Raw genomic sequence first — 25,540 nt, 5'->3', positions numbered from 1 at the left:
AGCGCCGATTTCGGTACAACCCCGGAGCAGGCCCGGGGCAAGAATGCCTCAGTGACCCAGAATCTGGCTGAGGAAGAGCTTGGTACGGTCCGACTTCGGATTGTTGAAGAACTCTTCCGGTTCGTTCTGCTCCACGATCTGGCCCTGGTCCATGAAGATCACGCGGTTTGCCACCTGACGGGCAAAACCCATCTCGTGGGTCACGCAAAGCATGGTCATGCCTTCTTCGGCCAGTTCCACCATCGTGTCGAGCACCTCTTTGATCATCTCCGGGTCAAGCGCCGAGGTGGGCTCGTCAAAGAGCATGATCCGCGGGCGCATGCAAAGCGAGCGCGCGATCGCCACCCGCTGCTGCTGACCACCCGAAAGCTGACCGGGATATTTATCGGCCTGCTCGGGGATTTTCACCTTTTCGAGGAAATGCATCGCCACTTCCTCGGCCTCGCGTTTGGGCGTCTTGCGGACCCAGATCGGGGCGAGCGTGCAGTTTTCCAGAATGGTCAGATGCGGGAAAAGGTTGAAGTGCTGAAACACCATGCCGACCTCGGACCGGATCGTGTCGATATTCTTGATGTCCGAGCTGAGCAGCGTGCCATCGACGATGATCTTGCCTTGCTGGTGCTCTTCCAGAGCGTTGATGCAGCGGATCAGCGTGGATTTGCCCGAGCCGGACGGCCCGGCGATGACGATCCTCTCGCCCCGCTGCACCGTCAGGTTGATATCCCGCAGAACGTGGAACGATCCGTACCACTTGTTCATGCCTTCGATCTGAATGGCGACCTCGTCAGAGACCTGCATTTGCGTTGCTGTTTCGGCCATGTCTGAGCCTCCTTAACGATGATCGGTCTGAAGCTCGCGCTCCAGCCATTGTGAGTATTGCGAGATGCCGTAGCAGACGACGAAGAAGAGCACGGCGGCAAAACCGAACAGCTCCCAGTAGACGCCGTTCCATTCGGTCGAGGCCAGGATCGGACCCCGGATCATGCCCAGAAGGTCGAACATGGAAATGACCGAGACAAGCACCGTGTCCTTGAACAGGCCCACGGCCACGTTCACGATGCCCGGGATCGAGATCTTCAGCGCCTGCGGCAGGATGATCAGCCGCATGGCCTGCGGATAATCGAGCCCCAGGCTATCGGCCGCCTCGTACTGACCGCGCGGCAGAGCGGCGAGCCCCCCCCGGATCACCTCGGCGATATAGGCCGCCGAGAACATGGTGATCATGATGATCACGCGCAGGATCAGGTCAAAGGTCGTGCCCGGCGGCAGGAAGTAGGCCAGTACCACGTTGGCAACAAAGAGCAGCGTGATCAGCGGCACACCGCGGATGAACTCGATGAAGATCACGCAGATCCACTTGATGATCGGCATGTCCGATTGCCGCCCCAGCGCCAGGGCGATGCCCAGCGGCAGCGACAGCGACACACAGACCGTCCCGAGGATCATGTTCAGCATGAAGCCGCCCATGTCCCGCGAGGGCACGGCAGGCAGGAATGGGTTCTCGGGTGCCAATGCGTCCGACAGCATCCCGCCGATCCACCAGGCCACCATGGCTGCGACAATCGCGCCGAAGAAACCCGCGGCGAAGGAGCGGTTAACCAGTTTGGTCCAGGCCACGTAGCCCGCGACAAAGCCGAGAGCCGCAAAGATCGGCACCCAGATCGTGCCCCCCCAGATGAGATAGTAGGCGAGGAACGGGTAAACGGCGGTGAATGCCAGCATCTGACGCGGCAGATACTTGAAGAACATCACCGGAGCCGCGGCCAGGAAAAGCAGCACAAAGGCCAGTGTGGGCCGCCAGTATTCCTCGGACGGGTATTTGAACCCGAAGAGAAGCTGATTCCAGCGTTCGGTGAGAACGGCGAAGCAGCCGCCCGTCGCCCCGTCCAGCATCTCGCGGCAATCGCGGATCGACGGCGCGTTCCAGATGCCATTCAGCAACCAGGGCATGAGGCCGACCAGAAGTTTGTAGATCACAATCGCGGAGATGATGGTCAGGATCGCGTTGGGAACATCGGCAAAGAGGTTTTCCCGGCCCCACTTGATCAGCCCGCGCTCGGTCGCCGGAGGTTCGGCCTCGGGCAACATGGTGTCGCGGACATAAGCGATGGAGTTGGTTTGAGTATCTGACATCTTACCGCTCCTTCAGCTTGATCGAGTTGTTATAGACGTTCATCAGCGCTGAAATCCCCAACGAGATGGTCAGATAGAAGGCCATCAGGAGTAGCACACACTCGATTGCCCGGCCTGTCTGGTTGAGCGTGATGCCCCCCAAGGTTCCGGTAATGTCCATGTACCCAACTGCAATCGCCAGAGAGCTGTTCTTGGTGATGTTGAGATATTGCGAGATCAGCGGCGGGATGATGACCCGCAACGCTTGCGGCAGGATCACCAGGTTCATGATCCGCCCCGGACGCAGGCCCAGAGAGGCCGCGGCCTCTGTCTGACCTTTTGAGATCGCCTGGATGCCCGCCCGCACGTTCTCGGCGATAAAAGCGCCGGTATAGATCGCGAGTGCGAACCAAAGGGCAATCAGTGAGCCACGGACATTGATACCACCGGCGAAGTTGAAGCCTTTGAGCTCGGGATACTCAAGGCCGATCGGGCGGCCCAGAATGAAGAAGATCAGCAGCGACGGTACAAAAAGGATTGCCAGCGAAGGCCATCCCATTGGCAGCAACTTACCAGTGTCGAAGAGCAGCTTGGTCGCGTAGCGACGATAGGCAAAGACACCGATGACCGACAGAAGGAAGGTGATCACCACGATCCAGCCACCCGAGTCCAGGATCGGCTTGGGTACGTACACCCCGCGATTGGTAAAGGCGAAGGCGTCAAAAAGCATTGATGCTTCGGCATCATCGCCCCGGAACGCCCGCGGCGACGGCAGCACCGCCGTCATGATCGTGAAAATGATGATGATCCAGATCAGCACCGGCACGTTGCGGAATGCCTCGACATAGATCGCCATGAGTTTGCGGATAAGCCAGTTGTGGCTGAGCCGCAGCACCCCGGCAAAGACGCCGAGGATCGTCGCCGTAACACAGGCCAGGAAGGCCACGAGAAGCGTGTTGAGAATGCCCACGACCGAGGCGCGCCAATGGCTCGACTGGCTGTCATATTCGATCAAACGCTGGTTGATGTCGTATCCCGCGGGTTCGCCGAGGAACTCGTATGAGATGTTCAGGCCTGCCGCCCGGAGGTTCGCCACGAGGTTCGACGCGAGATAGGCCACAAGGCCGATGACGCAAACCAGAGCGATGAATTGGAAAGTATAGGAACGATAGCGCGTATCGTTCAACAGCATGGACAGGCGGAACGACTCCTGTGGAGGGTCGGTCAGTGTTGTCATCAGAGATCCCCGTTTTACAGCCCGGTGTTTTTATCCGTTCTGCACCGTGGAGGCACAGCGGTGGGCATTTTTTTAGTTATGGGTAGAGGCGAAAAGGGCGCGGTGTAAACCGCGCCCTCTTGCATTAGGTCTTAGCGGAAGGGCGGTGCGTAGAGCAGGCCGCCATCGGTCCACTGGGCGTTCAGGCCACGGGCCAGACCGACCGGAGTGTTCTCACCGATGTTCTTCTCGAAGATCTCGCCGTAGTTGCCACCAGCAGAGATGGCTTTGACGGCCCAGTCAGCATCGAGGCCGAGCATCTCGCCCAGGTTGCCTTCGGTGCCCATCAGACGGTTGATCTCGGGGTTGTTGCCAGCGGCAGCCGACATCTCACCGATATTGGCCGAGGTCACACCCAGCTCTTCGGCTGCGATCAGGGCGTTCAGGGTCCAGCGAACCACGTCACCCCACTCGTTGTCGCCGTGGCGGACCAGCGGGCCCAGCGGCTCTTTCGAGATGATTTCGGGCAGCAGAACGTGACCTGCCGGATCTTCGAAGGCAGCGCGCGTTGCGGCAAGGCCCGACGCGTCAGTGGTGTAAACGTCACAGGCACCAGCCAGGTATTGCTGCTGGGCTTCGGCGTTGGTTTCGATCGGAACCGGCTCATAGCTGATGCCGTTGGCGCGGAAGAAGTCCGCGAGGTTCAGCTCGGTGGTGGTGCCGGTCTGGATGCAGACGGTTGCGCCGTCCAGTTCCTTGGCCGAGCTCACACCCAGATCCTTGGGAACCATGAAGCCCTGGCCGTCATAGTAGTTGATGCCGACGAATTCGAACTTGAGGTCAACGTCACGGCTGAACGTCCAGGTGGTGTTCCGGGCCAGCATGTCGATCTCGCCCGAGGCGAGTGCGGTGAAGCGGGTCTTGCCGGTGGTGGGCACAAATTCGACCGCTTGCGGATCACCCAGAACAGCGGCTGCAACGGCGCGGCAGACGCCGACGTCGAAGCCATCCCAGTTACCGTTTGCGTCCGGTGCGGCAAAGCCGACCAGGCCAGTGGTCACGCCACAGTTCAGCTTGCCACGAGCCTTGACGTCATCCAGCGTCCCCGCAGCAGCGACACCAGCCGCCAGGCCGGCGACGGTCAGCGCGCCAAAAAATACGGTTTTTTTCATTTTTACCTCTTCCTGATTATCCACCCTATCGAGGGCGGTTCGTGTCGGCCCGAGTGAGGAGCCGGAGCGATACTCTGAGCGGGTTTTCCCGCCAGTGCGCACCCGATTGTGGAGATTCATCAATAAAGGTCAACCCCAACCGCACGAAAAACGATGGCGGAGGCGCTATGTTTACGTAGGGTAATAAACGTTTATTTTAAGTCAAATCGGGCGCGAAAGATCATAAAACGCCTTGGCGTGAAGAAAGTCCGATTGTTTCTTGGCCGCCAACTCGCTGGCCTCTTCATCCTTGCCCCAAAGCTCTTCCTGATAGGTCTCGTCTATCCGGCTGAGTGCCCAGAGATGTTCGGCCGGGTGCAGATTTTCAAGCGCTGCAAACCCAATAACCAAAGAGCCGGACATGCCGACAAGGTCGTGAAACGCGGTGAGCGCGAAGGCATCGAGCGCATGTGTCTGCGCGCTGAGGCGTTCGAGCGCCCGGATGTCCTGCGGCTGATGCATGACCCCCGATACCGGAACCAGCCGCACGCCATGGCGCTGATGTATCCATTCGATCAGGGGATCCCAGGCTTGGGCCTGCCGCGCGACAAGTTCAGCGGGCGAATCAGCCCGGTAACAAGTGAGATCCGCATCGCCATAAGCAGCGATCAGATCGGCCACTTCGGCGTGCTGTTGCGTCACTTTGTCGATGGCAGCATTGGCCGAGCGGGTGAAGGGCATGTTGGTGGGATTGACCTCGCCCTCCTGCGCATCCCATTCGGCGGCGATACATGCGGCAAGCGCCTGTGTCGGCACCACCAGAGGTGCCTTTGCAGGCGTCTTGACCGGACGGCCATCGAGCCTGACGGTAAAGCCGCCGTCGACCTCTTCCACGCTGGCCGCGTCCCAGAACCGTTTTGCTTTCCATTCACTCATGTCGCAGGCTCCCAAAGCTCTTCGAGCACTGCGGGCAAGGCACGAAAGTCATCCACGATCCGGTCCGCTGCCCGCAGCGCGGCGCGGTCGTGATAGCCCCAGCTCACACCGATCGCCCCCATGCCCGCCGCCCGGCCCATGTCCATATCAAAGCTCGTATCGCCGATCATCACCGCGTCACCGGGATCAACGCCGGTCTCCGACAGGGCGGCCATCAACATCGACGGATGCGGCTTTGACGGGTGATGGTCACTGACTTGCTGGGTCATAAAGAAAGGGCGCAAGCCGTGCCCATCGAGCAGTTTATCAAGCCCGCGCCGCGATTTGCCCGTCGCCACGCCAAGCAGAATCTCGGGCTGCCGGTGCAGGGCCTCCAGCACCTCGCGCGCATGCGGGTAAAGCGGCGAGGAGGCTTCGACCCCCCCGGCGGCGCGCAGACGGATATAGGCATCCTTGTACCAGTCGACCATCCGCGCCTGTGTCGCGGCATCCGCATCGGGGGCCAGGCGGGGGATGGCCACATCAAGCGAAAGGCCGACGATGGACAACACCACGTCACGCGATGGCACGTCGAGACCGGCACGTTCAAACGCTTCGCCCATGGCCGACAGGATATCGCCCTGGCTGTCGACCAGTGTGCCGTCCACGTCGAACACCACAAGGCGCAGGCGGCTCATGTCAGCGCCTCGAAGGGGTCATCGGCTGCCAGATCCGGCGTCCACCCCAATGTCTCGAACGTATGTGCCATATGCGGTGGCAGATCGGCGGTGATGGTCACTGGGCGGCGCGTCTCCGGGTGCTCAAAGGTAAAACTGCGCGCATGCAGGTGCAGCTTGTGAGAGATGATGCCCCCCAGCTGCGCGCCCCAGCCATCGCCCAGGTTTTCCTGTCCCGAGCCACCATATTTGCCATCCCCGATGATCGGATGGCCGATCTCGGCCATATGCGCGCGAAGCTGATGGGTCCGCCCGGTAATGGGCTCCATCGCCACCCAGGCGGCGCGGCTGGCCACCCGGTAGAGCGTGGCATATTGCGTGACCGCGCGCTTGGCGCCCGGCGTGCTCTCCACCTCGCGCGGGTGAACGCAGATCATCTTTTCACCCTCGCCTTTCGCCCCGCGCCCGGGGGCCTTCACGAGCCCATACTTGATCTCGCCCAGATAGGGTGTCGGCACGCCGGCCACCACCGCCCAATAGATCTTGCGCGTCTCGCGGTGGCGCATGGCAGCAGTGAGGGCAGACGCCATCTTGCGGGTGCGGGCCAGCAGCAGCACGCCCGACGTGTCCTTGTCGAGCCGGTGCACGAGCCGTGGCTTTTCATCGAGGTCGAACCTCAGCGCCTCGGCCAGCCCGTCCACATGCCGCGTCTGTTTGGAGCCGCCCTGTGTGGGCAGGCCGGGCGGTTTGTTGATGGCGATGATATGGTCATCCTTGTAGAGGATCGCATCGCGCATCATCCGGGCGTCGGCCTCGGTGATCCGGGTCTGCGTGCGGGGCCGTGCCTCGACCGTGTCGGGCAGTGGCGGGATGCGCACGCTCTGGCCCTCTTCCAGCCGGGTCGAGGCTTTCACCCGGCCACCGTCCACGCGCAGCTCTCCCTTGCGGCACATCTTCTCGATCCGGCCCTGGCTCACATGCGGGAACAGCCGCCGGAGCCAGCGGTCGAGCCTTTGACCCGCGTCATCGGCGCTGACGGTCTGGGTCTGCACGCCGCTCATGCAAACACCGCCCGGGCCAGCCAGACGCCAAGCGCCAGCGCCAGCAGAGAGCCTGCAACCGACAGTACCACGTATAGCGCGGCCTGCGCGGCCTGGCCCTCATCATAAAGCGTAAACGCCTCCAGCGAGAACGCGGAGAAGGTGGTGAACCCGCCAAGCAGGCCGGTCATCACCAGAGGATTGAGATGGCCCAGACCTTTCTGGATAGAATAGATAACGAAAAGCCCCATCAGGAACGAGCCCAGGATATTCACACCGATGATCGCCACCGGAAAGCCGGGCGAGGCAAAGCGCATCACCGCCACGCCGACGCCAAAGCGCAGCACAGCCCCGATCGCGCCCCCAAGGGCCACCTGAAGTGCGGTCATCATCATGGCCGCGTCTGTCGCTTGGGCGGGCGTGTTTGTCAAGCTGAGCCGCCGTTGCGCCCCTGCCCGAAGGATGTGGAATGCGGGCGCCAAGCCTCGCATTCGGCTTCTCAGATGTCGCAATTCCGCGCTATGTTAGCGCCAAACCCCGCTAACAGGGACGCATACCGCCCGGAGACCCCGCCATGCATGACCCCTCTCAACTCCTGCGCGCGCTCTTTGATCGCGCTGTGGAAGTGGCCGACCCGATGCGCAGTCTCGCCGGTGCCCTGCCCCCCAAGCCTGACGGCCGACTTGTGGTGGTGGGCGCGGGCAAGGCATCGGCACGGATGGCCGAAGCGGTGGAGGCCGCCTATGGCCCCTGCGAAGGGCTGGTGATCACCCGGTACGGTTATGCGCGGCCCTGCGAAGGGATCGAGATCGTTGAAGCCGCGCACCCGGTCCCCGATGCCGCCGGACAGGTCGCGACCCAGCGCATGTTGCGGCTGCTGGAGACGACCGGACCGGATGATTTTGTTCTGGCGCTGATCTCGGGGGGCGGCTCGGCGCTGCTCTGCGCACCTGCGGCCGATATCACGCTGGCGGAAAAGCAGGCGCTGACCAACGCGCTTCTGGCCAGCGGGGCACCGATTGGAGAGATCAACGGTATTCGTAAACAGATCTCGGCGGTCAAGGGCGGCAAGCTGGCCGTGGCGGCCTATCCGTCGCGGATGCTGGCGCTGATGATCTCGGATGTGCCAGGGGATGATCCGGGCGATATTGCCAGCGGCCCGACCGTGGGCGATCCGGGCGATGCAGCGCGTGCCTTGGCCTCGCTCAAGCGCTGGGGGGTTGAACCCGCGCCGTCTATTCGTGCCTTTCTTGAGGCCGGTGGTAACCCGATCCCGCCTGATGACTTGCGTCTGAGCAAGGTGGAAAACGTCGTTTATGCCGCCCCGTCGCAATCACTCGCGGCCGCCGCGGAGATGGCCGATGAGGCCGGGGTCAGGGCGGTAATCCTGGGCGATGCGATCGAAGGCGAGGCCCGCGACGTCGCACGCGCGCATGCTGATGAGGCGCTGAGGCGGCAGGCGGATCTGACAGCACCGTTGCTGTTGCTCTCGGGCGGCGAGTTGACCGTGACCCGCACCGGCAACGGCATCGGCGGTCCAAATGCCGAATATGCGCTGGCCCTGGCCCTGGCGCTGGATGGTGCGGCGGGCATTCATGCCATTGCCTGCGATACCGATGGCGTGGATGGGGCCGCCGAGGTGGCCGGCGCGGTGATCGGCCCCGGCACACTCGGTAAAGCTCAAAGCCGTGGCATCGACCCGGCCGCTGCGCTTGCGGAGAATGACGCGCACAGCTTCTTTGCGGCCCTTGACGATCAGGTCGTGCCGGGGCCGACGCTGACCAATGTCAATGATTTCCGTGCCATTCTGATCACCCCTCTCTGACCCGGTTCCGCCATCGCAGCGGCCACTCCGGTCAAGGGGATCACGGCGCCCACAGGTCGGGGTGCATCCAGGCATCCGGCAGGCTGATTTGCCCAGGTTCCAGCGGTGGCGCGGCCAAATCCAGTGACTGCCAGGCATCCTGCCATTCTCGCGGCAGCGGATAGGGCGGCAGAACCCGGCTTTCGCGGCGAAAGCCGAAGCGGCCGTAATATCCCGGATCGCCCAGCACCAGCACCTGTCGCGTGCCCTCTGCCTTGAGCCGCGCAAGACCATCGCGCACCAGCTTAGCGCCAAGACCGCGACGCTGCTGTGCGGGATGCACGGCCAGAGGCCCCAGAAGTGCCCCGCCCCCATGATCAAATCGGGTAAAAAGGATATGCCCGATAACCTGATCGTCCTGCTGTGCCAGAAGCGACAGGACGGGTGCCTTGCCGGGGTTCAGCGCGCTGAGCAGCCCTGTCAGGTCCTCTCCGGGAAAGGCCAGCGGATAGAGCGCCATCAGCGCGGGCAGGTCAACGGCTCCGGCCTCGATGATCTCGCGCGGAGCGCTCATGCCTCTTCTCTCAAGGCGGGCAGGCCGATGCCCGTGGCCTCGAAGCCACCATCGACCGAGATGATCTGTCCGGTGACGAAACTGGCCTTTTCGGAGCACAGGAAGGTGATCATCGCGGCAATCTCATCCTCGGTGCCATAGCGGTTGAGCGGCAGGGCGTCGTGATAGGCGGCGATGATCTCAGGGCTGTGCACAGCCATCGCCAGCTTGGTCGCCACCGGACCGGGGCAGACGCAATTGGCGCGCACGCCGTATTCGCCAAGTTCGACCGCCTGCTGTTGCGTCAGATGCATCACACCCGCCTTCGAGGTGCCGTAGGCCACGCGCAAGGTGCTGGCGCGCAGCCCGGAAATCGACGCGATGTTGACGATCGCCCCCCGTCCTGCGCGCAAGGCCGGTGTGCAGGCCTGACTCATCAGGAAAACCCCGTCGAGGTTGGTCTCCATGACTCGCCGCCAGCGGTCGAAATCCGTTTCCTCGATCGGGCCGAAATCCGCGACACCCGCGTTGTTCACCAGCGCATGAAGCTCTGTACCATCGGGGAAATGTTCGGCCAGCATCGCCTGCACCTCTTCGGGCCGGGACACATCACAGATGCAGGGTTGCCCATGGTCAAGCCCCTTTGCCGCCTCAGTCAGCGCGGGGACGTCCCGGTCAAGCAGAATCACACGCCAACCCTGTTCGAGAAACTGCCGGGCCGTGGCCAGCCCGATCCCGCGCGCGGCCCCGGTCACAAGTGCTGTTTTCATCGCTCCCCTCCTCAGCTTCGCCGCAGGATAGGCCGGTATTCCGGCAAATGACCATATCCCTTAAGCCTTGTACCGACGCACGATCTTGGCAAGAGTGGCGCCAACCCTGGAGGTCGATATGAAAACCGCACCGCTCAAAGATCAGATGACGGCCTGGCGACATGCGCTGCACCGTCGCCCCGAGCTGCAGCTTGACGTGCCGCAAACCGCCGGTTTCGTGGCCGAGCGCCTGCGCGAGTTTGGCCTGGAGGTGCATGAGGGCGTGGGGCGCAGCGGGGTGGTCGGCGTTCTGACGCGTGGCAACGGTACCCGCTCGATCGGCCTGCGTGCAGAGCTCGACGCGCTGCCCATTACAGAGGCAAACGGTTTTGCCCATCGGTCAGAACACCCCGGAAAGATGCATGCCTGCGGCCATGACGGGCATATGACAATGCTGCTGGGTGCTGCCAAATATCTCTCCGAGCAGGGGGATTTCAACGGTCGGGTGCAGTTCATCTTTCAACCTGATGAGGAGTTCGGTACTGGCGCGCAGGCGATGCTCAACGATGGGCTGACCGAACGGTTCGAAATGGACGAGGTCTATGCGATCCATAACCTGCCCGGGATGGAGGCCGGCGCATTCGCCACCCGTGTCGGGCCGATCACCGCCTCGGAAAGCCTGTTCGAGATCCGCGTCACCGGCCAGGGCGGGCACGCGGCGCTGCCGCATATGGGGGTGGATGCGATCACCGTCGGGGCCGAACTCGTGGGCGCGCTGCAAACCATCGTGTCGCGCAAGCTCGACCCGGCGCAGAACGGCGTTGTGTCGGTGACGGAATTCGTCACCGATGGGCGCCGCAACGTCCTGCCCGGACAGGCCACGCTCAGCGGCGATGCCCGCGCGCTCACACCAAAGACGAATACGGCCATCGAAGCAGGGATGCGGCAAATCGCAGAGGGGATCGCGCAGGCGCATGGCGTGACCGCGCATGTCAGTTACGAGACGATTTTCGACCCCACGATCAACGCCGCGGCCCCGGTGCGCGCCGTCGAACAGGCGGCCCGGCAAATCACCGATGCTGTGGATGCCGACTGCCCGCCCAAGCTGTTCTCGGAGGATTTCGCCCATATGGCGGCAGCGGTTCCGGGGGCGTTCATTCTGATGGGCAACGGCACCACGGGGGCACATGCAAGACCGCTGCACTCTGCCGATTACGACTTCAACGACGCGACGCTTGTGCCCGGCTCCTCTTTCTGGGTGGCGCTGGTGGAACAGCAGTTGCGGGTCTGACGGGGGCTTGTCAGCCATGCTTTTCGCATCATCTTCCTATACTTTCGGTCAGGTGACGCGCCTGATCCGATGTGACATCACTGGAATCGGGCCTATTTAACAGATGCAGTGGACATTGTGATGAGCAGGAGCACCCTTCTTGGATTTCCGGCAGTCGTTCTGACTGCCCTGCTCCTGACCATCGGGGCTGCACATGCCGGGGCGCAGGATCAGGCTGTGCTCAAAATCTGCCACCTGATTGACGGCGCCGAAACCTCCAGTCAATTCAGCCTACGGGATCTGACCGATCTGGGTGAGACCGGTTTCACCACCTCGACCATATGGACCGATGGCGAAGTGGTCTTTGAAGGTGTCGCGCTGGCGCGGCTGCTTGAGGCGGAAGGCATCACCTCGGGCACGCTCGAACTGATCGCCATCAACGATTACATGATCGAGATCCCCGTGGAGGAGGCACAGGACAGTGCCGCATTGATCGCCTACCGGATGGACGGGCAGGCGATGAGCACGCGCGACAAGGGGCCTCTCTGGCTGGTTTATCCATTCGACGCCGATCCGCGCTACCAGTCGGAAACCTACTATTCCCGAAGCATCTGGCAGATCGACCGCATCAAGGTCCTGCCCGAGTAACCGGGCACGCCTCTTCTTGGTTCAGGTCACGCGCCTCAGCGGCGTTGCAACCCCCATGCCGCCAGGCGATAGCAGGTGAAGGCCCAGGCCGCCGCCCCGAGGAATTTGAACCCTTCTTCCAGCGCCTGGCTGGCGCCGTAGGGGATGGGCAGGATTTCCTGCACAGCATCGACCAGCACCGAGAAAAAGAGCATCGTTCCCGCGCTCAGGAAGGCCAGCCCGTCCATCTTTCGGATCAGCGCCCAGAAGCGCTTGATCAGATAGGCCAGAAAGAGCGCGTAGGCCGGGATCAGGATACCTTCGGTGATATAGCGGTCATGGATCAGGAAGAAATCGTCAAGCGCGAGAAAGAAGGAAAACCCGCCCGCGAGTTTCAGTAAACTGCGGTGGTCCGGTTCAAGCGGGGCTGCACCGGAGGCCACGCGAAAGAGACAGAACACCGCCGCCGAGAGCCAGAGCCAGGTGCCAAGGGTCGACACCGCACCGAGAAAGGCGGATTGACCTGTCTGCTGCGCCGGATCGCGCAGGATCTCGATCATGTTGAACCCGGATGCGGACATGACCGCCAGCGCGATCAGGTAGAAGACAAGTGCCGGTATCAGGCAATAACGCAGGACACGGGCAATGCTGTCAGCGGTAATGACACCCTCAAGCCAGCTCGGTTTGTTCATGGAAGGATCCTCGTGGTTTGGCCCGGGCGGTCAGTCCGCGTTGCCGGTTGGCTTACGGCGAAACGGGGCGCGGCCCACGCTCTCATACGCGACAAACCCGGCGCGCTTGGCGTCCCTGGCCGAGTAGATGTTGCGCAGGTCCGCCAGCCTCGGCGTCGCCATCTTGCGGGCGATCCGCTTCAGATCGAGCGCGCGAAACTCGTTCCACTCGGTCAGGATGACCAGCAGATCGGCGTTATGCGAGGCTTTATAGGCATCCTCGACCCAATGTACGCCCGGCAAGAGAGCTTCTCCCTCATGGCGGCCCTGCGGATCGGTCACGCGGACCTTGGCCCCGCCCCCCAAGAGCGCCGGAATAATCGTCAGCGCGGGGGCATCTCGCATGTCGTCCGTGTTGGGCTTGAAGGTCACACCAAGCACGCCGATCGTCTTGCCATTGAAGCTTCCGTCACACAGGTCCAGAAGCTTGTCGATCATCCGCCGCTTGATACCCTCATTGACCGAAATCACCGTCTCGGTGATCTGCATCGGCAGGCCCACCTCCTGCCCGATCCGTGCAAGCGCCTTGGTATCCTTGGGAAAACAGCTGCCGCCATATCCCGGACCCGCATGCAGGAACTTGTTGCCAATGCGCCCGTCAAGACCGATCCCGTGGCTCACCTGTTTCACGTTGGCCCCGGTTCGTTCGCACAGGGCCGCTATTTCGTTGATGAAGGTGATCTTCGTGGCCAGAAAGGCATTGGCCGCGTATTTGATCATCTCCGCGCTTTCCAGATCGGTCGTCACGATGGGAAAGTCGCGCAGGTATAGCGGGCGATAGATATCGGCCATGACCTCAGCCGCACGTTCGGACTGCACGCCGACGACCACCCTGTCGGGCTTCATGAAATCCTCGATGGCCGCCCCTTCACGCAGGAATTCCGGGTTCGAGGCCACATCGAAATCAAGCTCGGGGTTCGCCTTTCGCACCGTATGCTTGACCTGCCGGTTGGTTCCGACAGGGACTGTCGATTTGGTGACGATAACAAGGTAATCCTTGGCGAGTTGCGCGATCTCTTCCGCAGCGGCCATCACATATGTCAGATCCGCGTGACCATCGCCGCGTCGTGTGGGCGTGCCGACCGCGATAAAGACCGCCTCGGCACCCTCGATGGCCGCCGCGAGATCAAGCGTGAAGGACAGACGCCCGGCCTCTACATTCTTGACCATCAGCGCCTCGAGGCCCGGCTCATAGATCGGCACGTTGCCGCGTTCCAGCATCGCGATCTTCTCGGGGTCCTTGTCGACGCAGACGACATCATGCCCGAAATCGGAGAAACATACGCCCGAGACAAGCCCCACATACCCGGTGCCGATCATCGCAATTTTCATGGTGCCTGCTCTTTTTATCTGGCTCTTTGCCTATCGTAATGCGCCGTTAAGGGCCGCAGGTCAACGCCTGGCTGCCGCAAAGGCCTATTGGACAGGCCCCAAGCTTGGCGATATGCAGGGCAAAACCGGGTGTAACGGTGTGAGGGCAAGACGATGGGTGACAAACTCTTTGGCACGGACGGCGTGCGCGGGCAGGCCAATAGCTGGCCGATGACGGCGGAGTTGGCGCTGAAGCTGGCCACGGCCGCCGGGCGGTATTTCCGCCGTGACAAGCAGGAACATCGCGTCGTCATCGGCAAGGACACGCGACTGTCCGGTTACATGATCGAAAACGCGCTGACGGCCGGTTTTACATCGACGGGGATGAACGTCTTTCTGCTGGGGCCGGTCCCGACACCGGCGATCGGCTATCTCACCCATTCTCTGCGTGCGGATGTAGGGGTGATGATCTCGGCCAGTCACAACCAGGCCACGGATAACGGGATCAAGTTCTTCGGCCCTGACGGGTTCAAGCTTTCTGATGAGGCCGAAGAGGCGATCGAGGAGCTAATGCGTAACGGCGTAAGCCTGGCCGCGCCCGAGAATATCGGCCGTGCCAAGCGGATCGAGGATGCCCGAGGCCGCTATGTGGAATATGCCAAGACGACCTTTCCCTATCGCCGTCGGCTGGATGGCCTGCGTATCGTGATCGACTGTGCCAACGGCGCCGCCTATCGCACCGCCCCGGAGGTGCTATGGGAACTCGGTGCCGAGGTGATCCCGGTGGGCGTGGATCCCAACGGATTCAATATCAACAAGAATTGCGGCTCGACCCACCCGGAAACCGCAGCGGCAAAAGTGGTGGAGACCCGCGCTGATATCGGCATCTGCCTGGATGGCGACGCCGACCGGGTGGTGATCATCGACGAGCGCGGCAATGTGGCCGATGGCGATCAGATCATGGGGCTGATCGCAGGCCGCTGGGCCGATGAGGGACGGCTTGCGGGGGGCACTCTGGTGGCCACGGTGATGTCCAACCTGGGCCTTGAGCGGCATCTGGAGGCGCGTGGTATCGCACTCAAGCGCACTGCGGTCGGCGACCGCTATGTGGTGGAAGCCATGCGCGAGGGCGGCCATTCGCTGGGCGGCGAGCAATCGGGACATATCGTGATGACCGACTATGCCACAACCGGTGACGGCCTGATCGCAGCGCTGCAGTTTCTGGCCGGGATGGTGGAAACCGGCAAGAAGGCGAGCGAGTTGGCGCGGGTTTTTGAACCGGTGCCGCAAAAGCTGATCAACCTGCGCTATCAGCCCGGAAAGGAGCCTCTTGAAACGGATGAGGTACAGGCCGCGATTTCCGCTGGCGAAGAAGCCCTTGGCAGCAACGGGCGGCTCTTGATCCGAAAATCAGGGACAGAACCGCTGATCCGGGTGATGGGCGAAGCGATGGACCCAGCTTTGCTCGACTCCGTTCTGGGCAGCGTGGTCGATGCAGTCAGACGCGCGTCGTAAATCGCCGACCAAGAAAATTCGTACGAATTTTCTCATGCCGAGATTTTTCGTACGAAAAATCTGGGGTCGACGCAGCAAAGCTTTTCACATGACTGTGCCTGCCAAACCCGTTAAGAGCAGCCAAAACGATCGAAAGCGCCGCAGGCCCTGATGAGCAAAGCAAGAAAATCCAAGCGCGGACCGCTCTATTCCGCGCAGGACCGCGACAATATCCGCTGGTTCTGGCAGCGCTATCTCAAGAGCAAGGCGCCCTGGCTTGTCCTCGTGCTTTTCATGCTGCTCATCCAGGGGTTGGTCTATCAGCAATTCCTGTCGAACACGGAAAACGGGCTGCGCGTGATCTTCGAGAGCGGTTCGATGCGTGACCTTATCTGGGTTTGCGCCATCGTCTTTGGCCTTTTTTTCGTGCGCGGGGCGATGTCGTATCTTGTCCCGCTTGTCACGGTCTGGGTCTCGAACTCCGCCATCTACGAGATGCGCCGCGACCTCATCGGGCATCTGATGTCGCTTGATCTAGCCTATTTCGAGCGCACGAAATCGGGCGAGATTATCCTCAAGGTCGTCACCCAGACCCAGCTTCTGGGGGTCTTTGTCGCATTGTCCGTGGCCAATGCCGTCCGCGATGCGATTACCGTCATCATCGTTGCGGCCTACCTGATCTGGAAAAACCCGATCCTTTTCACCTCGGCCGTGGTGGTGCTGCCCTTCGTTATCTGGATCATGAACGTCATCTCAGACCGGGTGAAACGCGGTCAGAACGAGGTGGAAGAGGCCCAGGCCGATTACATGAACGGGATCGAGGAGACGGTGAATGGCATGCGTACCGTCAAAATCGCCAGCCAGGAAGCGGTCGAGACCAAGAGGCTGATGCGCGAGACCGAGCGGATCCGCAAGATGATCACCCGTGTGCAGATGACCCAGTCCCTGGCGATGCCGTCGATCGATCTCAGCTCGGCCATTGTCTATGTTCTGGTTATCGGCGGTGGCGGCTACATGGTGCTCAGCCCCGAGTTTGACGTGGACGGGGCTGGTATCATCACCTTCCTGCTGGGTATGGTCATGATCTTTGACCCCGCCCGCCTTCTGGCGCAGTTCTTCGGCGGACTACAGGCCAATCTCATTCTGCTCGACAAGATCAGAGGGCTCTACAAGGAAACACCAAGCATCACCGACGCCCCGGATGCGGCGGACCGGTTCAACACCGGCGGTGATATCGTCCTGCGGGATGTGGCGTTCTCCTACAGCCCGGAGCAACCGCTGTTCGAGGGGCTGAACATGACCTTCGAGGGTGGCAAGGTCTCGGCTATTGTCGGCTCCACCGGGTCCGGCAAGACGACCATCCTGTCGCTGCTGTCGCGGCTTTACGATGTGCAGGCCGGACAGATCAGCATCGGAGGCCAACCCATCGACAAGCTCAAGGTCGCGAGCCTGCGCGGCGCGTTTTCGGTGGTGGCGCAGGATATCGTGATCTTCAACGCGTCAATCTGGGACAATATCCGGTATGTCAATCCTGACGCCAGCGACGATGAGATCTGGCGCGCGGCGGAGGATGCCGAGATTGCCGATCTGATCCGCGCGCGCGGCGATGCCAGTGTCGGTCCGAAGGGCGCACAGCTCTCCGGCGGGCAAAAACAGCGGATCGCCATTGCACGCGCCTTCCTGCGAGATGCGCCGATCCTGCTGCTGGACGAGGCCACCAGCGCGCTCGACCAGGCCACCGAGGAGCGGATCAAGACAGCGCTCGACCGGCTGACCAAAGGCAAGACCACCATCGTTGTGGCGCACCGGCTGTCATCGATTTCGGATGCGGACCGGATCTTCGTGCTCGAAGACGGCCAGTTGGTCGATCAGGGCAAGCACGACCAGTTGCTCAGCGGCCAAGGCCTCTATGCGCAGCTCTACCAGGCCCAGAAGAAAGGCTATGACCGCGCCTGACGCGGTCGGCCAATAAGCCAGATGCGCGGCGCGCTGGACTTACCTATAAAACGCCACTGGACCTATCAACGCGCTCTCTCTGGCCCGATGATACGTGCTGATCATTCCCGATTCCCCATGGCCCGTTTCTGACGCGGGCGCTAGCTGATGGAGCAACCCGATGGACGGCAAGGTTCTTAACAACGACATCACTCAAGTGGTCGAGGCCGACCGCGCCCATGTCTGGCATCATCTGATCCAGCACGCCCCCTGGACCGGCACAGACCCGAAGGCCGACCCGCGGATCATCGTCGAGGGCCGCGGCATGCGCGTTTGGGACCAGAAGGGCAAGGAGCACCTCGATGCCGTCTCCGGCGGGGTCTGGACGGTCAATGTCGGCTATGGCCGCGAACGGATCGCCAATGCCGTGCGCGACCAGCTGATCCAGCTGCCCTATTTCGCGGGCTCCACCGGCTCGATCCCCGGCGCGCTCTTCTCGGAAAAGCTGATCAGCAAGATGCCTGGCATGAGCCGCGTCTACTTCACCAATTCCGGCTCGGAGGCGAATGAGAAAGCCTTCAAGATGGTTCGCCAGATTTCGCACAAGCGCTATGGCGGCAAGAAATACAAGATCCTCTACCGCGACCGCGATTACCACGGCTCGACCCTGGCCACGATGTCCGCCGGTGGGCAGGATGAGCGTGGCGCGCAATATGGCCCCTTCGCACCGGGCTTCATCCGGGTGCCGCATTGTATGGAATACCGCGCGCAGTGGAACCTGACCGGCGAGGCCTATGCCGAGGCGGCGGTGAACGCGATCGAAGAGGTGATCAAGGCGGAAGGGCCGGACACCGTGGGCGCACTCTGCCTTGAGCCGGTGACCGCTGGTGGCGGCGTCATCCCCGCGCCCGAGGGCTACTGGCCGCGCGTGCAGGAACTGTGCCGCAAGTACGACATCCTGCTGCATATCGACGAGGTGGTCTGTGGCGTGGGCCGCACCGGGACCGAATGGTTCGGGTATCAGCACTATGGTGTGGAGCCCGATTTCGTCACCATGGCGAAAGGCGTGGCCTCGGGCTATGCGGCGATTGCCTGCTGCGTGACCAACGAAAAAGTGTTCGAGATGTTCCGTGACGACACCACCGATCCGCTGAACTATTTCCGCGATATCTCGACCTTTGGCGGCTGTACCGCGGGCCCGGCGGCAGCGCTGGAAAACATCGCCATTATCGAGGAAGAAGGCCTTCTGGAGAACACTACCAAGATGGGCGACTACATGATCGACCAGCTTCGCGCGCTTCAGGACAAGCACGCGGTGATTGGCGATGTGCGCGGCAAGGGTCTGTTTCTCGGGGCCGAACTGGTGGCCGACCGCACCAGCAAGGAACCGGTGGATGAGAAAATGGCACAGGCGGTCGTGGCCGACTGCATGGCGCAAGGCGTGATTATCGGCGTGACCAACCGGTCGATCCCCGGCTTCAACAACACGCTCTGCTACAGCCCGGCGCTCATCGCCACCAAGGACGATATCGACGAGATTGTCTCGGCCACCGACAAGGCCCTGACCAAGGTGTTCGGCTAAAGCCGTAGGGTGCGTGATTTCACGCACCTTCCGACCCTGTCAAACCCGCCTCCCCACCCGGAGGCGGGTTTTTTGTTTCCGAAGAAAACGATTGACCGACTCACGTATACCTGCTGTATACAAATTGTATAAATTCACCGAGTCAGCCTTTCTCATGTCCAAAGACCGCAAATCCCGCTGTATCGAAGACCTGCGCATGCGCATCCTGACACAGGCAATCGTCCCCGGCTCCGAGCTGGACGAGGCTGCGCTCTGCGAAGAATACGGCCTGTCACGCACACCGATACGTGAGATTTTTCAACGTCTTGCCGGTGAGGGCTATCTCACGCAAGAGCAGAACCGCGCCACACGCGTGGCCTCGATGGACCTCGGCACCATGCGGATGTTCTTTCAGACCGCCCCGCTGATCTATGCCAATATCGCGCGTCTTGCCGCCGAGAACCGCAGAGAGGCGGAACTGGCGCCTCTGCGCCGGACCCAGGCGAAGTTTCGCGAGGCTGCCGAGGCCGGGGACGCCGGTAAAGCCGCCCTGCTCAACCACCATTTTCACGAGCAGATCGGGCGCATGTCCCACAATCCCTATCTGCTCACCGCGCTCATGCGCATGCTGATCGACCACACCCGGCTCAGCCAGACCTTCTATCGCCCCACCTCCGACGAAGACGCCCGGCGCGTGACCCTCGCGATAGAACAGCACGACGCCATGATCGACGCCATCGCCCGGCAGGATGCCGAATATGCGGTGGGCCTGACAATCGACCACTGGAATCTCTCTCGCGACCGGTTGGAGCGCTTCGTGCGCCCCGATCCGCTGCCGATCGAGATCGCCATACCGAAGGACAGAACCGATGCAATTTGAAGGCATATGGACGCCCATCGTCACGCCCGTGCACGAGGATTTCAGCGTCAACGAAGAGGCTTTGGCCGAGACGGTGGAGCATCTCATCGAGGGCGGTGTGCATGGCATCATCAGCGCCGGGACCACGGGCGAATATTATGCGCAGGATTTTGAAACCCGCGCCTTCCTCGCGCGACGGATCAAGGATCTGATCAAGGGGCGTGTGCCATATTGCGTGGGCACCGGGGCGCTGCGCACCGAGGACAGCATCGCATATGCCAGAATGGCCAAGGAGGTCGGTGCCGATGCCATCCTCGTGGCCACCCCGCCCTATTCCGTGCCCACGGGCCGCGAGATCGCCCTGCACGCGCTGGCCATCGATCGTGCGGTGGATATGCCCGTGATGCTCTACAACTATCCCGGCCGGATGGGTGTAAACATGGACGAGGACACGCTGGACCGCCTCGGCCGCTCACCCAATTTCTGCGGGATCAAGGAAAGCTCGGGCGACATCAACCGCCTGCACATGATTGCGCGTGATTATCCTCATCTGGGCCTGCTGTGCGGCATGGACGATCAGGCGCTGGAGTTTTTCGCCTGGGGCGCACGCGGCTGGGTTTGTGCCGGGTCCAATTTCGCCCCTCAGGCGCATGTGGCGCTTTACCGTGCCTGCGTGCTGGAGGGCGATTTCACCAAGGGTCGCGCCATCATGAGCGCGATGATGCCGCTGATGCGGGTGCTCGAACAGGGCGGCAAGTTCATCCAATGCATCAAGCACGGGCTGACCCTGCGCGGGATCAATGCGGGCCCGCCGCTCAGGCCCCTGCACCCGCTGAACAAGGACGACAAGCGCGCGCTCGAAGAGGTGATCCGCACGCTGGATACCGCCATCGCCGCCATCGAAGGAGAGGGTAAATGAGCGATCTGCTGACACATGATGAATACAAGGCCATTGCCGCCGATCTGGACCTTCCCAAGACACCCTTTGTCGATGGCAAGTTCCGCAAGGGCGCGGGCCCGATGATGGAAACAGTGAACCCGGCGACCGGGAAGGTGATCACAAAGATCAGCACAGCAGCGGCGGCGGATGTGGATTTTGCCGTCCAAAAAGCGCGCGAGGCGTTCGACCGGGGCGAGTGGTCCCGCGCGCACCCGTCCGAACGCAAGGACGTGCTTATCCGCCTGTGCAAGCTGATCACGCGCCGCAAGCACGAGTTCGCGGTGATGGAGAGCCTTGATAGTGGCAAGCCGGTGCGCGATTGCCAGTTGATCGACATCCCCGAGACGATCCACACGATCAAGTGGCATGCCGAGCTGATCGACAAGATTTATGACCAGACAGCGCCCGCTGGCGATGATGCACTCTCGATGATCGTGAGGGAACCTCTCGGCGTGGTCGCCGCCGTGCTGCCGTGGAACTTCCCCCTGCTGATGATGGCGTGGAAGATCGGCCCGGCGCTGGCGGCAGGCAATTCGGTGATCGTCAAACCGGCGGAGCAAACCTCGCTCACGGCGCTGCGCCTGGCCGAGGTGGCTCATATGGCCGGTGTGCCGCGCGGGGTGTTGCAGGTGCTGCCCGGTGACGGGCCAAGCGTGGGCGAACCGCTGGGCCTGCATATGGGCGTGGACATGGTCAGCTTTACCGGCTCCACCGAGACCGGCAAACGCTTCCTGCGCTATGCGGCGGACAGCAACATGAAAGAGGTCACGTTGGAATGTGGCGGCAAGAACCCGGCGGTGGTGCTGGAGGATGCCGAGAACCTGGATCACGTGGCCGAACATGTGGTCAACGCCGCCTTCTGGAACATGGGCGAGAACTGCTCCGCCTCCTCGCGGCTGATCGTGCACAAGGCTGTCAAGGCGCCGCTGATGGAGCGGGTTCTGGCCCGTCTGCGCGACTGGAAGACGGGCGACCCGCTGGACCCCGCCAATCACCTGGGCGCGCTGGTGGATGCCGATCACTGCAAGAAGGTAACGGGCTATCTCAAGGGCAAGGCGCTGGCGGGCGGCAAAGCCAAGGGTAATTTCGTGGAGCCGACCGTCTATGAGGTCAAAGCCTCCGATAAGCGGGCGCGCGAAGAGATCTTCGGCCCGGTCCTGAGCGTGATTGAAGTGGCCTCGACCGAGGAAGCCATCCAGCTCGCCAATGACACAAGCTACGGCCTTGCCGCGGCGGTCTTCACCGCCAACGTACGCACCGCCATCCGCGCCGCGCGCGAGATCAAAGCGGGCACGGTCACGGTGAACTGCTATGGCGAGGGCGATATCTCCACGCCATTCGGGGGCTACAAACAGTCGGGCTTTGGCGGGCGCGACAATTCCATCCACGCCCATGACCAGTTCACCCAGCTCAAGACCATCTGGATCGACCTGAGCGATCCGAAAGACGGGGATGATGTGGGGTGAACGCTGATTGGGGTAACTACTTTCAGATATCCTATACGCCGCAAGAGGTGCAGATCGCGGCCAAGGCGACCTTATCCCGCGCCGCGCCGATGACGCGCGACCCTAGGCAGCTTCTGCTGCTCGATATGGTCTCGGAAATGGCCTGCAAGGTGCAGCTTGATCAGAACGGCCCCACCGGTGTGAAGGTGCTGGTCACCAGCCCCGACGGGCATTTCAGGGATCAGCGCCTGACCAAGACCAGCCAGTTCGCCGCGTTCAAACAGGCGCGCAAGCTGGACCTCATTGCAGGCGAGATGCTGCGCGATCTAGCGCAGCAAAGTGCCACGGCCTCGGTCATCGCGCAGGTGACCGAAAACGGAGACGACCCCACCGGCATGATCGTGCAAACCGTGCCGCTCGGGTTTGAAGGGTTTATCAAGGAGAGCCTGCCCAAGCGTGGCATTCTCTCTCGCATCTTGGGACGATGAATATGAGTGTAGACGCCGTAGGGACCATGCGCCGGGGGCGCGGAGCACGCAAACAGGCAAGGCAAACGCGGGATTTCACCATGCTACCGGCACTCAAGCGGGGCCTTCCGCTGACCGAGCCGATGAGCCAGGAGGAGATCGAGCGGATTGACGCCGCATCGATGGATATTCTGGAAAATGTCGGCGTGGTCTTCCGCGACGACATCGCCATCGCTGACTGGAAACGCGCCGGGGCGGATGTGCGGGATGGGGACCGGGTGCACCTGGACCGGGGGCTGGTGCGCGAGCTGATCAAGACCATCCCCGAAACCTTCACCTATCACGCCCGGAACCCGGCCAATAACCTGCCCTTCGGCCGGAATCACGCGATCTTTGTGCCGATGACCGGCGCGCCCTATCTGCGCGATCTTGACGACGTGCGCCGCAACCCGACGCTCGCCGACCTCGCGAATTTCCACAAGCTGAGCCATATGCTCCCGGCGATGCACAGCTCGGCGCATCATATCGTGGAACCTTATGATCACCCGATCAGCCAGCGGCACCTGCGCATCACTTATTCGTCGATGAAGCATTCCGACAAGACCTTCATGGGCATGACCACCTCGCCCAAGAACGCCGAGGACGTGATGGAGATGTGCGCCATTCTGTTCGGCGAGGCGTTTCTGGAGGATCACCCCGTCTGCACCGGCAATTGCAATGGCAATTCACCGCTCGTCTGGGACGAAACCATGCTGGGGGCCATGCGCGCCTTCAACAAGCGCAATCAGCCTGTGCTCTGCTCGCCCTTCGTGCTGGGCGGGGCCAATACGCCCGCCTCCGTCGCGCCCACCGTGGCGCAGCTCAATGCCGAGGCGCTCAGCGCGCTGGCCTACACGCAGGTGGTGCGCAAGGGCTGTCCTGCGATTTACGGCCACTATTTGAGCACCGTGAGCATGAAATCCGGCGCCCCGATGGCGGGGACGCCTGAAATCTCCCTCATGAACCTGATGATCGGGCAAATGGCGCGATTCTACCGTGTGCCGTGGCGGTCCTCCAACACGCTGGGCGGGGCCAAGACCTTTGACGCACAGGCGGGTTATGAGAGCGCCACAACCCTGATGGCTCTGCAAATGGCCGGGACCAACTACATGTGGCATTCGGCGGGATGGAACGAGGCGGGCATGCATTGTTCCATGGCCAAGTTCGTCGTCGATGCGGAGCAATGCGCGATGGCTTACCGCATGGCCGAAGGTATCCGCTGGGATGATTTTGACGAGGCATTGGCGGCTGTGGCCGATATTGGCCCGGGCGGGCATTACCTTGGCCACCCGCATACGCTGGAGAATTTCCAGCGCGCGTTTTTCATGCCCGAGCTGTTTGACAACAACTCGATCGAGCAATGGCAGGCGGAGGGCGGCATCGAGGTCAATGAGCGGGCCCTGACGTACACGCGAAACCTGCTGGACGCTTACGAGGAACCAAAGCTCGACGCGGGCGTCAACGAGGCCCTGCTCGACTATATCGCGCGGCGCGAGCGCGAGATCCCGGCCGCCGACGCGCTCAATCAGGAGCTCTGATGCGCCTCAAGGAGCTGCATATCTACCAGCATGAACTGCCGGTAAAAGACGGCCCCTATACGATGGCCAATCAAGAGGTGCGCGCACTCGACAGCACCCTCGTGCGGCTGATCTCGGAGGACGGCCACGAGGGCTGGGGCGAGACCTGCCCGCTTGGTCCGACCTATGCCGAGGCGCATGGGCGCGGGGCGCGCGCGGCACTTGAGGCAATGGGCGACGGGATGATCGGGGTGGACCTGGCCCCGCTTACGCTGCACCGGGCGATGGATGCGCGTCTGGCAGGGCATAGCTATGCCAAAGCGGCGGTGGACATTGCCGCGCATGATCTCATCGGCAAGGCGCTTGGCCTCTCTGTGGCTCAGCTTCTGGGCGGCGTGGCGCGAACCCGGCTGCCCTCCTACTACGCGCTCGGGCTTTCCAGCCCTGACAAGACCGCGCGGCGCGCGGGTGAGAGACTGGCCGAGGGCTACCCAAGGCTCCAGCTCAAGATCGGCGGGCGTGCGGTGGAGACCGATATTGAAACAATCCGCAAGGTCTGGGAGGTCACGCGCGGCCGGGTGCCGCTCGTCGTCGATGCCAACCGGGGGCTGACCCTGCGCGATGCCATCAGGCTCAGCGAGGCGTGCCGCGATCTCCCCCTGATCATCGAACAGCCCTGCCCGCGCATCGCGGACCTCAAGCAGCTTCGACCTAAACTGCACCATCCGCTCTATATGGATGAAAGCGCCGCCGATCTCGCCACCGTGCTGGATGTGGTTGGCGACAACCTGGTCGACGGCTTCGGCATGAAGCTGACGCGGATTGGCGGCCTGCACCCCATGACCACGCTGCGCGATATCTGCGCCGCCCGCGCCCTGCCCCATACCTGCGATGACAGCTGGGGCGGAGATATCATCGCCGCCGCCTGCACGCATGTCGGGGCCACCGTCAGCCCACACCTGCTGGACGGTGTCTGGATTGCCGCGCCCTATATCGACGGGCATTACTGCGCAAAGGGCGGTGTTATCGTCGAGGCGGGCCACATCGCCCTCCCCGATGGGCCGGGCCTGGGCCTCATGATCGACCCCGAGCAGTTCGGTACACCTGTTGCATCTTTTGGAGGGTAA

At 62.1% G+C, this 25,540-nt stretch carries 24 protein-coding genes; 12 read left to right on the top strand and 12 right to left on the bottom strand.

Annotated elements, in window-relative coordinates:
* Positions 1-48: 48 nt before the first annotated feature.
* The 8 genes from EI983_RS02020 to crcB all read right to left on the bottom strand — a co-directional run bounded on the left by EI983_RS02020 (position 49) and on the right by crcB (position 7,506).
* Complete coding sequence (locus EI983_RS02020; protein WP_157705622.1) at positions 49-819, bottom strand: amino acid ABC transporter ATP-binding protein; 771 nt, start codon at positions 817-819, stop codon at positions 49-51.
* 12 nt (positions 820-831) lie between these two features.
* Positions 832-2,133, bottom strand: coding sequence for an amino acid ABC transporter permease (locus EI983_RS02015; RefSeq protein WP_157705621.1), 1,302 nt, complete (start codon positions 2,131-2,133; stop codon positions 832-834).
* A gap of 1 nt (position 2,134) precedes the next feature.
* Positions 2,135-3,349 (bottom strand): amino acid ABC transporter permease, encoded by a 1,215-nt coding sequence (locus EI983_RS02010; protein ID WP_157705620.1) that lies wholly within the window; start codon positions 3,347-3,349, stop codon positions 2,135-2,137.
* Between the two features lie 131 nt (positions 3,350-3,480).
* On the bottom strand, positions 3,481-4,500 hold the full coding sequence (locus tag EI983_RS02005; protein WP_157705619.1) for an amino acid ABC transporter substrate-binding protein: 1,020 nt from the start codon (positions 4,498-4,500) through the stop codon (positions 3,481-3,483).
* A gap of 201 nt (positions 4,501-4,701) precedes the next feature.
* The gene (locus EI983_RS02000; protein ID WP_157705618.1) at positions 4,702-5,415 is read right to left on the bottom strand and encodes an ATP12 family chaperone protein; all 714 of its coding nucleotides are present in this window, start codon (positions 5,413-5,415) and stop codon (positions 4,702-4,704) included.
* Positions 5,412-6,092: an HAD-IA family hydrolase gene (locus tag EI983_RS01995; RefSeq protein WP_157705617.1), complete on the bottom strand. Its 681-nt coding sequence runs from the start codon at positions 6,090-6,092 to the stop codon at positions 5,412-5,414. Before EI983_RS01995 ends, EI983_RS02000 begins: the two co-directional genes overlap by 4 nt.
* Entirely contained in the window at positions 6,089-7,132 is a 1,044-nt protein-coding gene (locus EI983_RS01990) for an RluA family pseudouridine synthase (protein ID WP_157705616.1), read from the bottom strand. The genes EI983_RS01995 and EI983_RS01990 overlap by 4 nt, the downstream gene beginning before the upstream one ends.
* The gene (crcB, locus tag EI983_RS01985; RefSeq protein ID WP_157705615.1) at positions 7,129-7,506 is read right to left on the bottom strand and encodes a fluoride efflux transporter CrcB; all 378 of its coding nucleotides are present in this window, start codon (positions 7,504-7,506) and stop codon (positions 7,129-7,131) included. The genes EI983_RS01990 and crcB overlap by 4 nt, the downstream gene beginning before the upstream one ends.
* A gap of 179 nt (positions 7,507-7,685) precedes the next feature.
* On the opposite strand from crcB, the gene EI983_RS01980 reads away from it, so the two are divergent.
* Positions 7,686-8,936 (top strand): glycerate kinase type-2 family protein, encoded by a 1,251-nt coding sequence (locus tag EI983_RS01980; RefSeq protein ID WP_157705614.1) that lies wholly within the window; start codon positions 7,686-7,688, stop codon positions 8,934-8,936.
* Positions 8,937-8,976: 40 nt separating this feature from the next.
* Here EI983_RS01980 and EI983_RS01975 read toward each other — a convergent pair whose 3' ends face one another.
* Entirely contained in the window at positions 8,977-9,489 is a 513-nt protein-coding gene (locus EI983_RS01975; protein ID WP_157705613.1) for a GNAT family N-acetyltransferase, read from the bottom strand.
* Positions 9,486-10,238, bottom strand: a complete 753-nt coding sequence (locus EI983_RS01970) for an SDR family NAD(P)-dependent oxidoreductase (protein ID WP_157705612.1) — start codon at positions 10,236-10,238, stop codon at positions 9,486-9,488. Before EI983_RS01970 ends, EI983_RS01975 begins: the two co-directional genes overlap by 4 nt.
* Before the next feature lie 118 nt (positions 10,239-10,356).
* On the opposite strand from EI983_RS01970, the gene EI983_RS01965 reads away from it, so the two are divergent.
* Together EI983_RS01965 and EI983_RS01960 are read left to right on the top strand one after the other, a co-directional pair.
* Positions 10,357-11,508 carry an amidohydrolase gene (locus tag EI983_RS01965; RefSeq protein ID WP_157705611.1) on the top strand — a complete coding sequence of 384 codons (1,152 nt, stop codon included), beginning with the start codon at positions 10,357-10,359 and terminating at the stop codon, positions 11,506-11,508.
* Positions 11,509-11,628: 120 nt separating this feature from the next.
* Positions 11,629-12,135, top strand: a complete 507-nt coding sequence (locus EI983_RS01960; RefSeq protein ID WP_157705610.1) for a putative pterin-binding protein — start codon at positions 11,629-11,631, stop codon at positions 12,133-12,135.
* Positions 12,136-12,170: 35 nt separating this feature from the next.
* On the opposite strand, the gene EI983_RS01955 is transcribed toward EI983_RS01960, so the two are convergent.
* Together EI983_RS01955 and EI983_RS01950 are read right to left on the bottom strand one after the other, a co-directional pair.
* Positions 12,171-12,806, bottom strand: a complete 636-nt coding sequence (locus tag EI983_RS01955) for a hypothetical protein (RefSeq protein ID WP_157705609.1) — start codon at positions 12,804-12,806, stop codon at positions 12,171-12,173.
* Positions 12,807-12,836: 30 nt separating this feature from the next.
* Entirely contained in the window at positions 12,837-14,177 is a 1,341-nt protein-coding gene (locus tag EI983_RS01950; RefSeq protein WP_157705608.1) for a UDP-glucose dehydrogenase family protein, read from the bottom strand.
* A gap of 153 nt (positions 14,178-14,330) precedes the next feature.
* Here EI983_RS01950 and glmM point away from each other — a divergent pair, with 153 nt between their 5' ends.
* The 9 genes from glmM (at position 14,331) to EI983_RS01905 (ending at position 25,540) form a co-directional block, all read left to right on the top strand.
* A complete protein-coding gene (gene glmM, locus EI983_RS01945) occupies positions 14,331-15,671 on the top strand; it encodes a phosphoglucosamine mutase (RefSeq protein ID WP_157705607.1) in 1,341 nt (446 codons plus the stop codon).
* A gap of 150 nt (positions 15,672-15,821) precedes the next feature.
* Positions 15,822-17,606, top strand: a complete 1,785-nt coding sequence (locus tag EI983_RS01940) for an ABC transporter ATP-binding protein (protein WP_157705606.1) — start codon at positions 15,822-15,824, stop codon at positions 17,604-17,606.
* Positions 17,607-17,766: 160 nt separating this feature from the next.
* Positions 17,767-19,167: an aminotransferase family protein gene (locus EI983_RS01935; protein WP_157705605.1), complete on the top strand. Its 1,401-nt coding sequence runs from the start codon at positions 17,767-17,769 to the stop codon at positions 19,165-19,167.
* 154 nt (positions 19,168-19,321) lie between these two features.
* Entirely contained in the window at positions 19,322-20,026 is a 705-nt protein-coding gene (locus tag EI983_RS01930) for a GntR family transcriptional regulator (protein WP_157705604.1), read from the top strand.
* Entirely contained in the window at positions 20,016-20,924 is a 909-nt protein-coding gene (locus EI983_RS01925; RefSeq protein ID WP_157705603.1) for a dihydrodipicolinate synthase family protein, read from the top strand. Before EI983_RS01930 ends, EI983_RS01925 begins: the two co-directional genes overlap by 11 nt.
* Complete coding sequence (locus tag EI983_RS01920; protein WP_157705602.1) at positions 20,921-22,411, top strand: aldehyde dehydrogenase; 1,491 nt, start codon at positions 20,921-20,923, stop codon at positions 22,409-22,411. Before EI983_RS01925 ends, EI983_RS01920 begins: the two co-directional genes overlap by 4 nt.
* Positions 22,408-22,878: a hypothetical protein gene (locus tag EI983_RS01915; protein ID WP_157705601.1), complete on the top strand. Its 471-nt coding sequence runs from the start codon at positions 22,408-22,410 to the stop codon at positions 22,876-22,878. Before EI983_RS01920 ends, EI983_RS01915 begins: the two co-directional genes overlap by 4 nt.
* A gap of 2 nt (positions 22,879-22,880) precedes the next feature.
* Positions 22,881-24,434, top strand: a complete 1,554-nt coding sequence (locus EI983_RS01910; protein ID WP_157705600.1) for a trimethylamine methyltransferase family protein — start codon at positions 22,881-22,883, stop codon at positions 24,432-24,434.
* On the top strand, positions 24,434-25,540 hold the full coding sequence (locus tag EI983_RS01905) for a mandelate racemase/muconate lactonizing enzyme family protein (RefSeq protein WP_157705599.1): 1,107 nt from the start codon (positions 24,434-24,436) through the stop codon (positions 25,538-25,540). The genes EI983_RS01910 and EI983_RS01905 overlap by 1 nt, the downstream gene beginning before the upstream one ends.

Origin of the sequence: Roseovarius faecimaris, from assembly GCF_009762325.1 — a bacterium.
In the GTDB taxonomy this organism is placed as follows: domain Bacteria; phylum Pseudomonadota; class Alphaproteobacteria; order Rhodobacterales; family Rhodobacteraceae; genus Roseovarius; species Roseovarius faecimaris.
This window is presented reverse-complemented; position numbering and strand designations above follow the sequence as displayed.

Bases quoted from the DNA above. Each gene is read 5' to 3' on its own strand.
- EI983_RS02000 (WP_157705618.1), bottom strand. From the start codon at position 5,415: ATGAGTGAATGGAAAGCAAAACGGTTCTGGGACGCGGCCAGCGTGGAA.
- EI983_RS02010 (WP_157705620.1), bottom strand. From the start codon at position 3,349: ATGACAACACTGACCGACCCTCCACAGGAGTCGTTCCGCCTGTCCATG.
- EI983_RS01905 (WP_157705599.1), top strand. From the start codon at position 24,434: ATGCGCCTCAAGGAGCTGCATATCTACCAGCATGAACTGCCGGTAAAA.
- EI983_RS01970 (WP_157705612.1), bottom strand. From the start codon at position 10,238: ATGAAAACAGCACTTGTGACCGGGGCCGCGCGCGGGATCGGGCTGGCC.
- EI983_RS01910 (WP_157705600.1), top strand. From the start codon at position 22,881: ATGAGTGTAGACGCCGTAGGGACCATGCGCCGGGGGCGCGGAGCACGC.
- EI983_RS02005 (WP_157705619.1), bottom strand. From the start codon at position 4,500: ATGAAAAAAACCGTATTTTTTGGCGCGCTGACCGTCGCCGGCCTGGCG.
- EI983_RS01950 (WP_157705608.1), bottom strand. From the start codon at position 14,177: ATGAAAATTGCGATGATCGGCACCGGGTATGTGGGGCTTGTCTCGGGC.
- EI983_RS01995 (WP_157705617.1), bottom strand. From the start codon at position 6,092: ATGAGCCGCCTGCGCCTTGTGGTGTTCGACGTGGACGGCACACTGGTC.
- EI983_RS01980 (WP_157705614.1), top strand. From the start codon at position 7,686: ATGCATGACCCCTCTCAACTCCTGCGCGCGCTCTTTGATCGCGCTGTG.
- EI983_RS02020 (WP_157705622.1), bottom strand. From the start codon at position 819: ATGGCCGAAACAGCAACGCAAATGCAGGTCTCTGACGAGGTCGCCATT.
- EI983_RS01955 (WP_157705609.1), bottom strand. From the start codon at position 12,806: ATGAACAAACCGAGCTGGCTTGAGGGTGTCATTACCGCTGACAGCATT.
- EI983_RS01965 (WP_157705611.1), top strand. From the start codon at position 10,357: ATGAAAACCGCACCGCTCAAAGATCAGATGACGGCCTGGCGACATGCG.
- EI983_RS01940 (WP_157705606.1), top strand. From the start codon at position 15,822: ATGAGCAAAGCAAGAAAATCCAAGCGCGGACCGCTCTATTCCGCGCAG.
- EI983_RS01935 (WP_157705605.1), top strand. From the start codon at position 17,767: ATGGACGGCAAGGTTCTTAACAACGACATCACTCAAGTGGTCGAGGCC.
- EI983_RS01960 (WP_157705610.1), top strand. From the start codon at position 11,629: ATGAGCAGGAGCACCCTTCTTGGATTTCCGGCAGTCGTTCTGACTGCC.
- EI983_RS02015 (WP_157705621.1), bottom strand. From the start codon at position 2,133: ATGTCAGATACTCAAACCAACTCCATCGCTTATGTCCGCGACACCATG.
- crcB (WP_157705615.1), bottom strand. From the start codon at position 7,506: ATGATGATGACCGCACTTCAGGTGGCCCTTGGGGGCGCGATCGGGGCT.
- EI983_RS01920 (WP_157705602.1), top strand. From the start codon at position 20,921: ATGAGCGATCTGCTGACACATGATGAATACAAGGCCATTGCCGCCGAT.
- EI983_RS01930 (WP_157705604.1), top strand. From the start codon at position 19,322: ATGTCCAAAGACCGCAAATCCCGCTGTATCGAAGACCTGCGCATGCGC.
- glmM (WP_157705607.1), top strand. From the start codon at position 14,331: ATGGGTGACAAACTCTTTGGCACGGACGGCGTGCGCGGGCAGGCCAAT.
- EI983_RS01975 (WP_157705613.1), bottom strand. From the start codon at position 9,489: ATGAGCGCTCCGCGCGAGATCATCGAGGCCGGAGCCGTTGACCTGCCC.
- EI983_RS01925 (WP_157705603.1), top strand. From the start codon at position 20,016: ATGCAATTTGAAGGCATATGGACGCCCATCGTCACGCCCGTGCACGAG.
- EI983_RS01990 (WP_157705616.1), bottom strand. From the start codon at position 7,132: ATGAGCGGCGTGCAGACCCAGACCGTCAGCGCCGATGACGCGGGTCAA.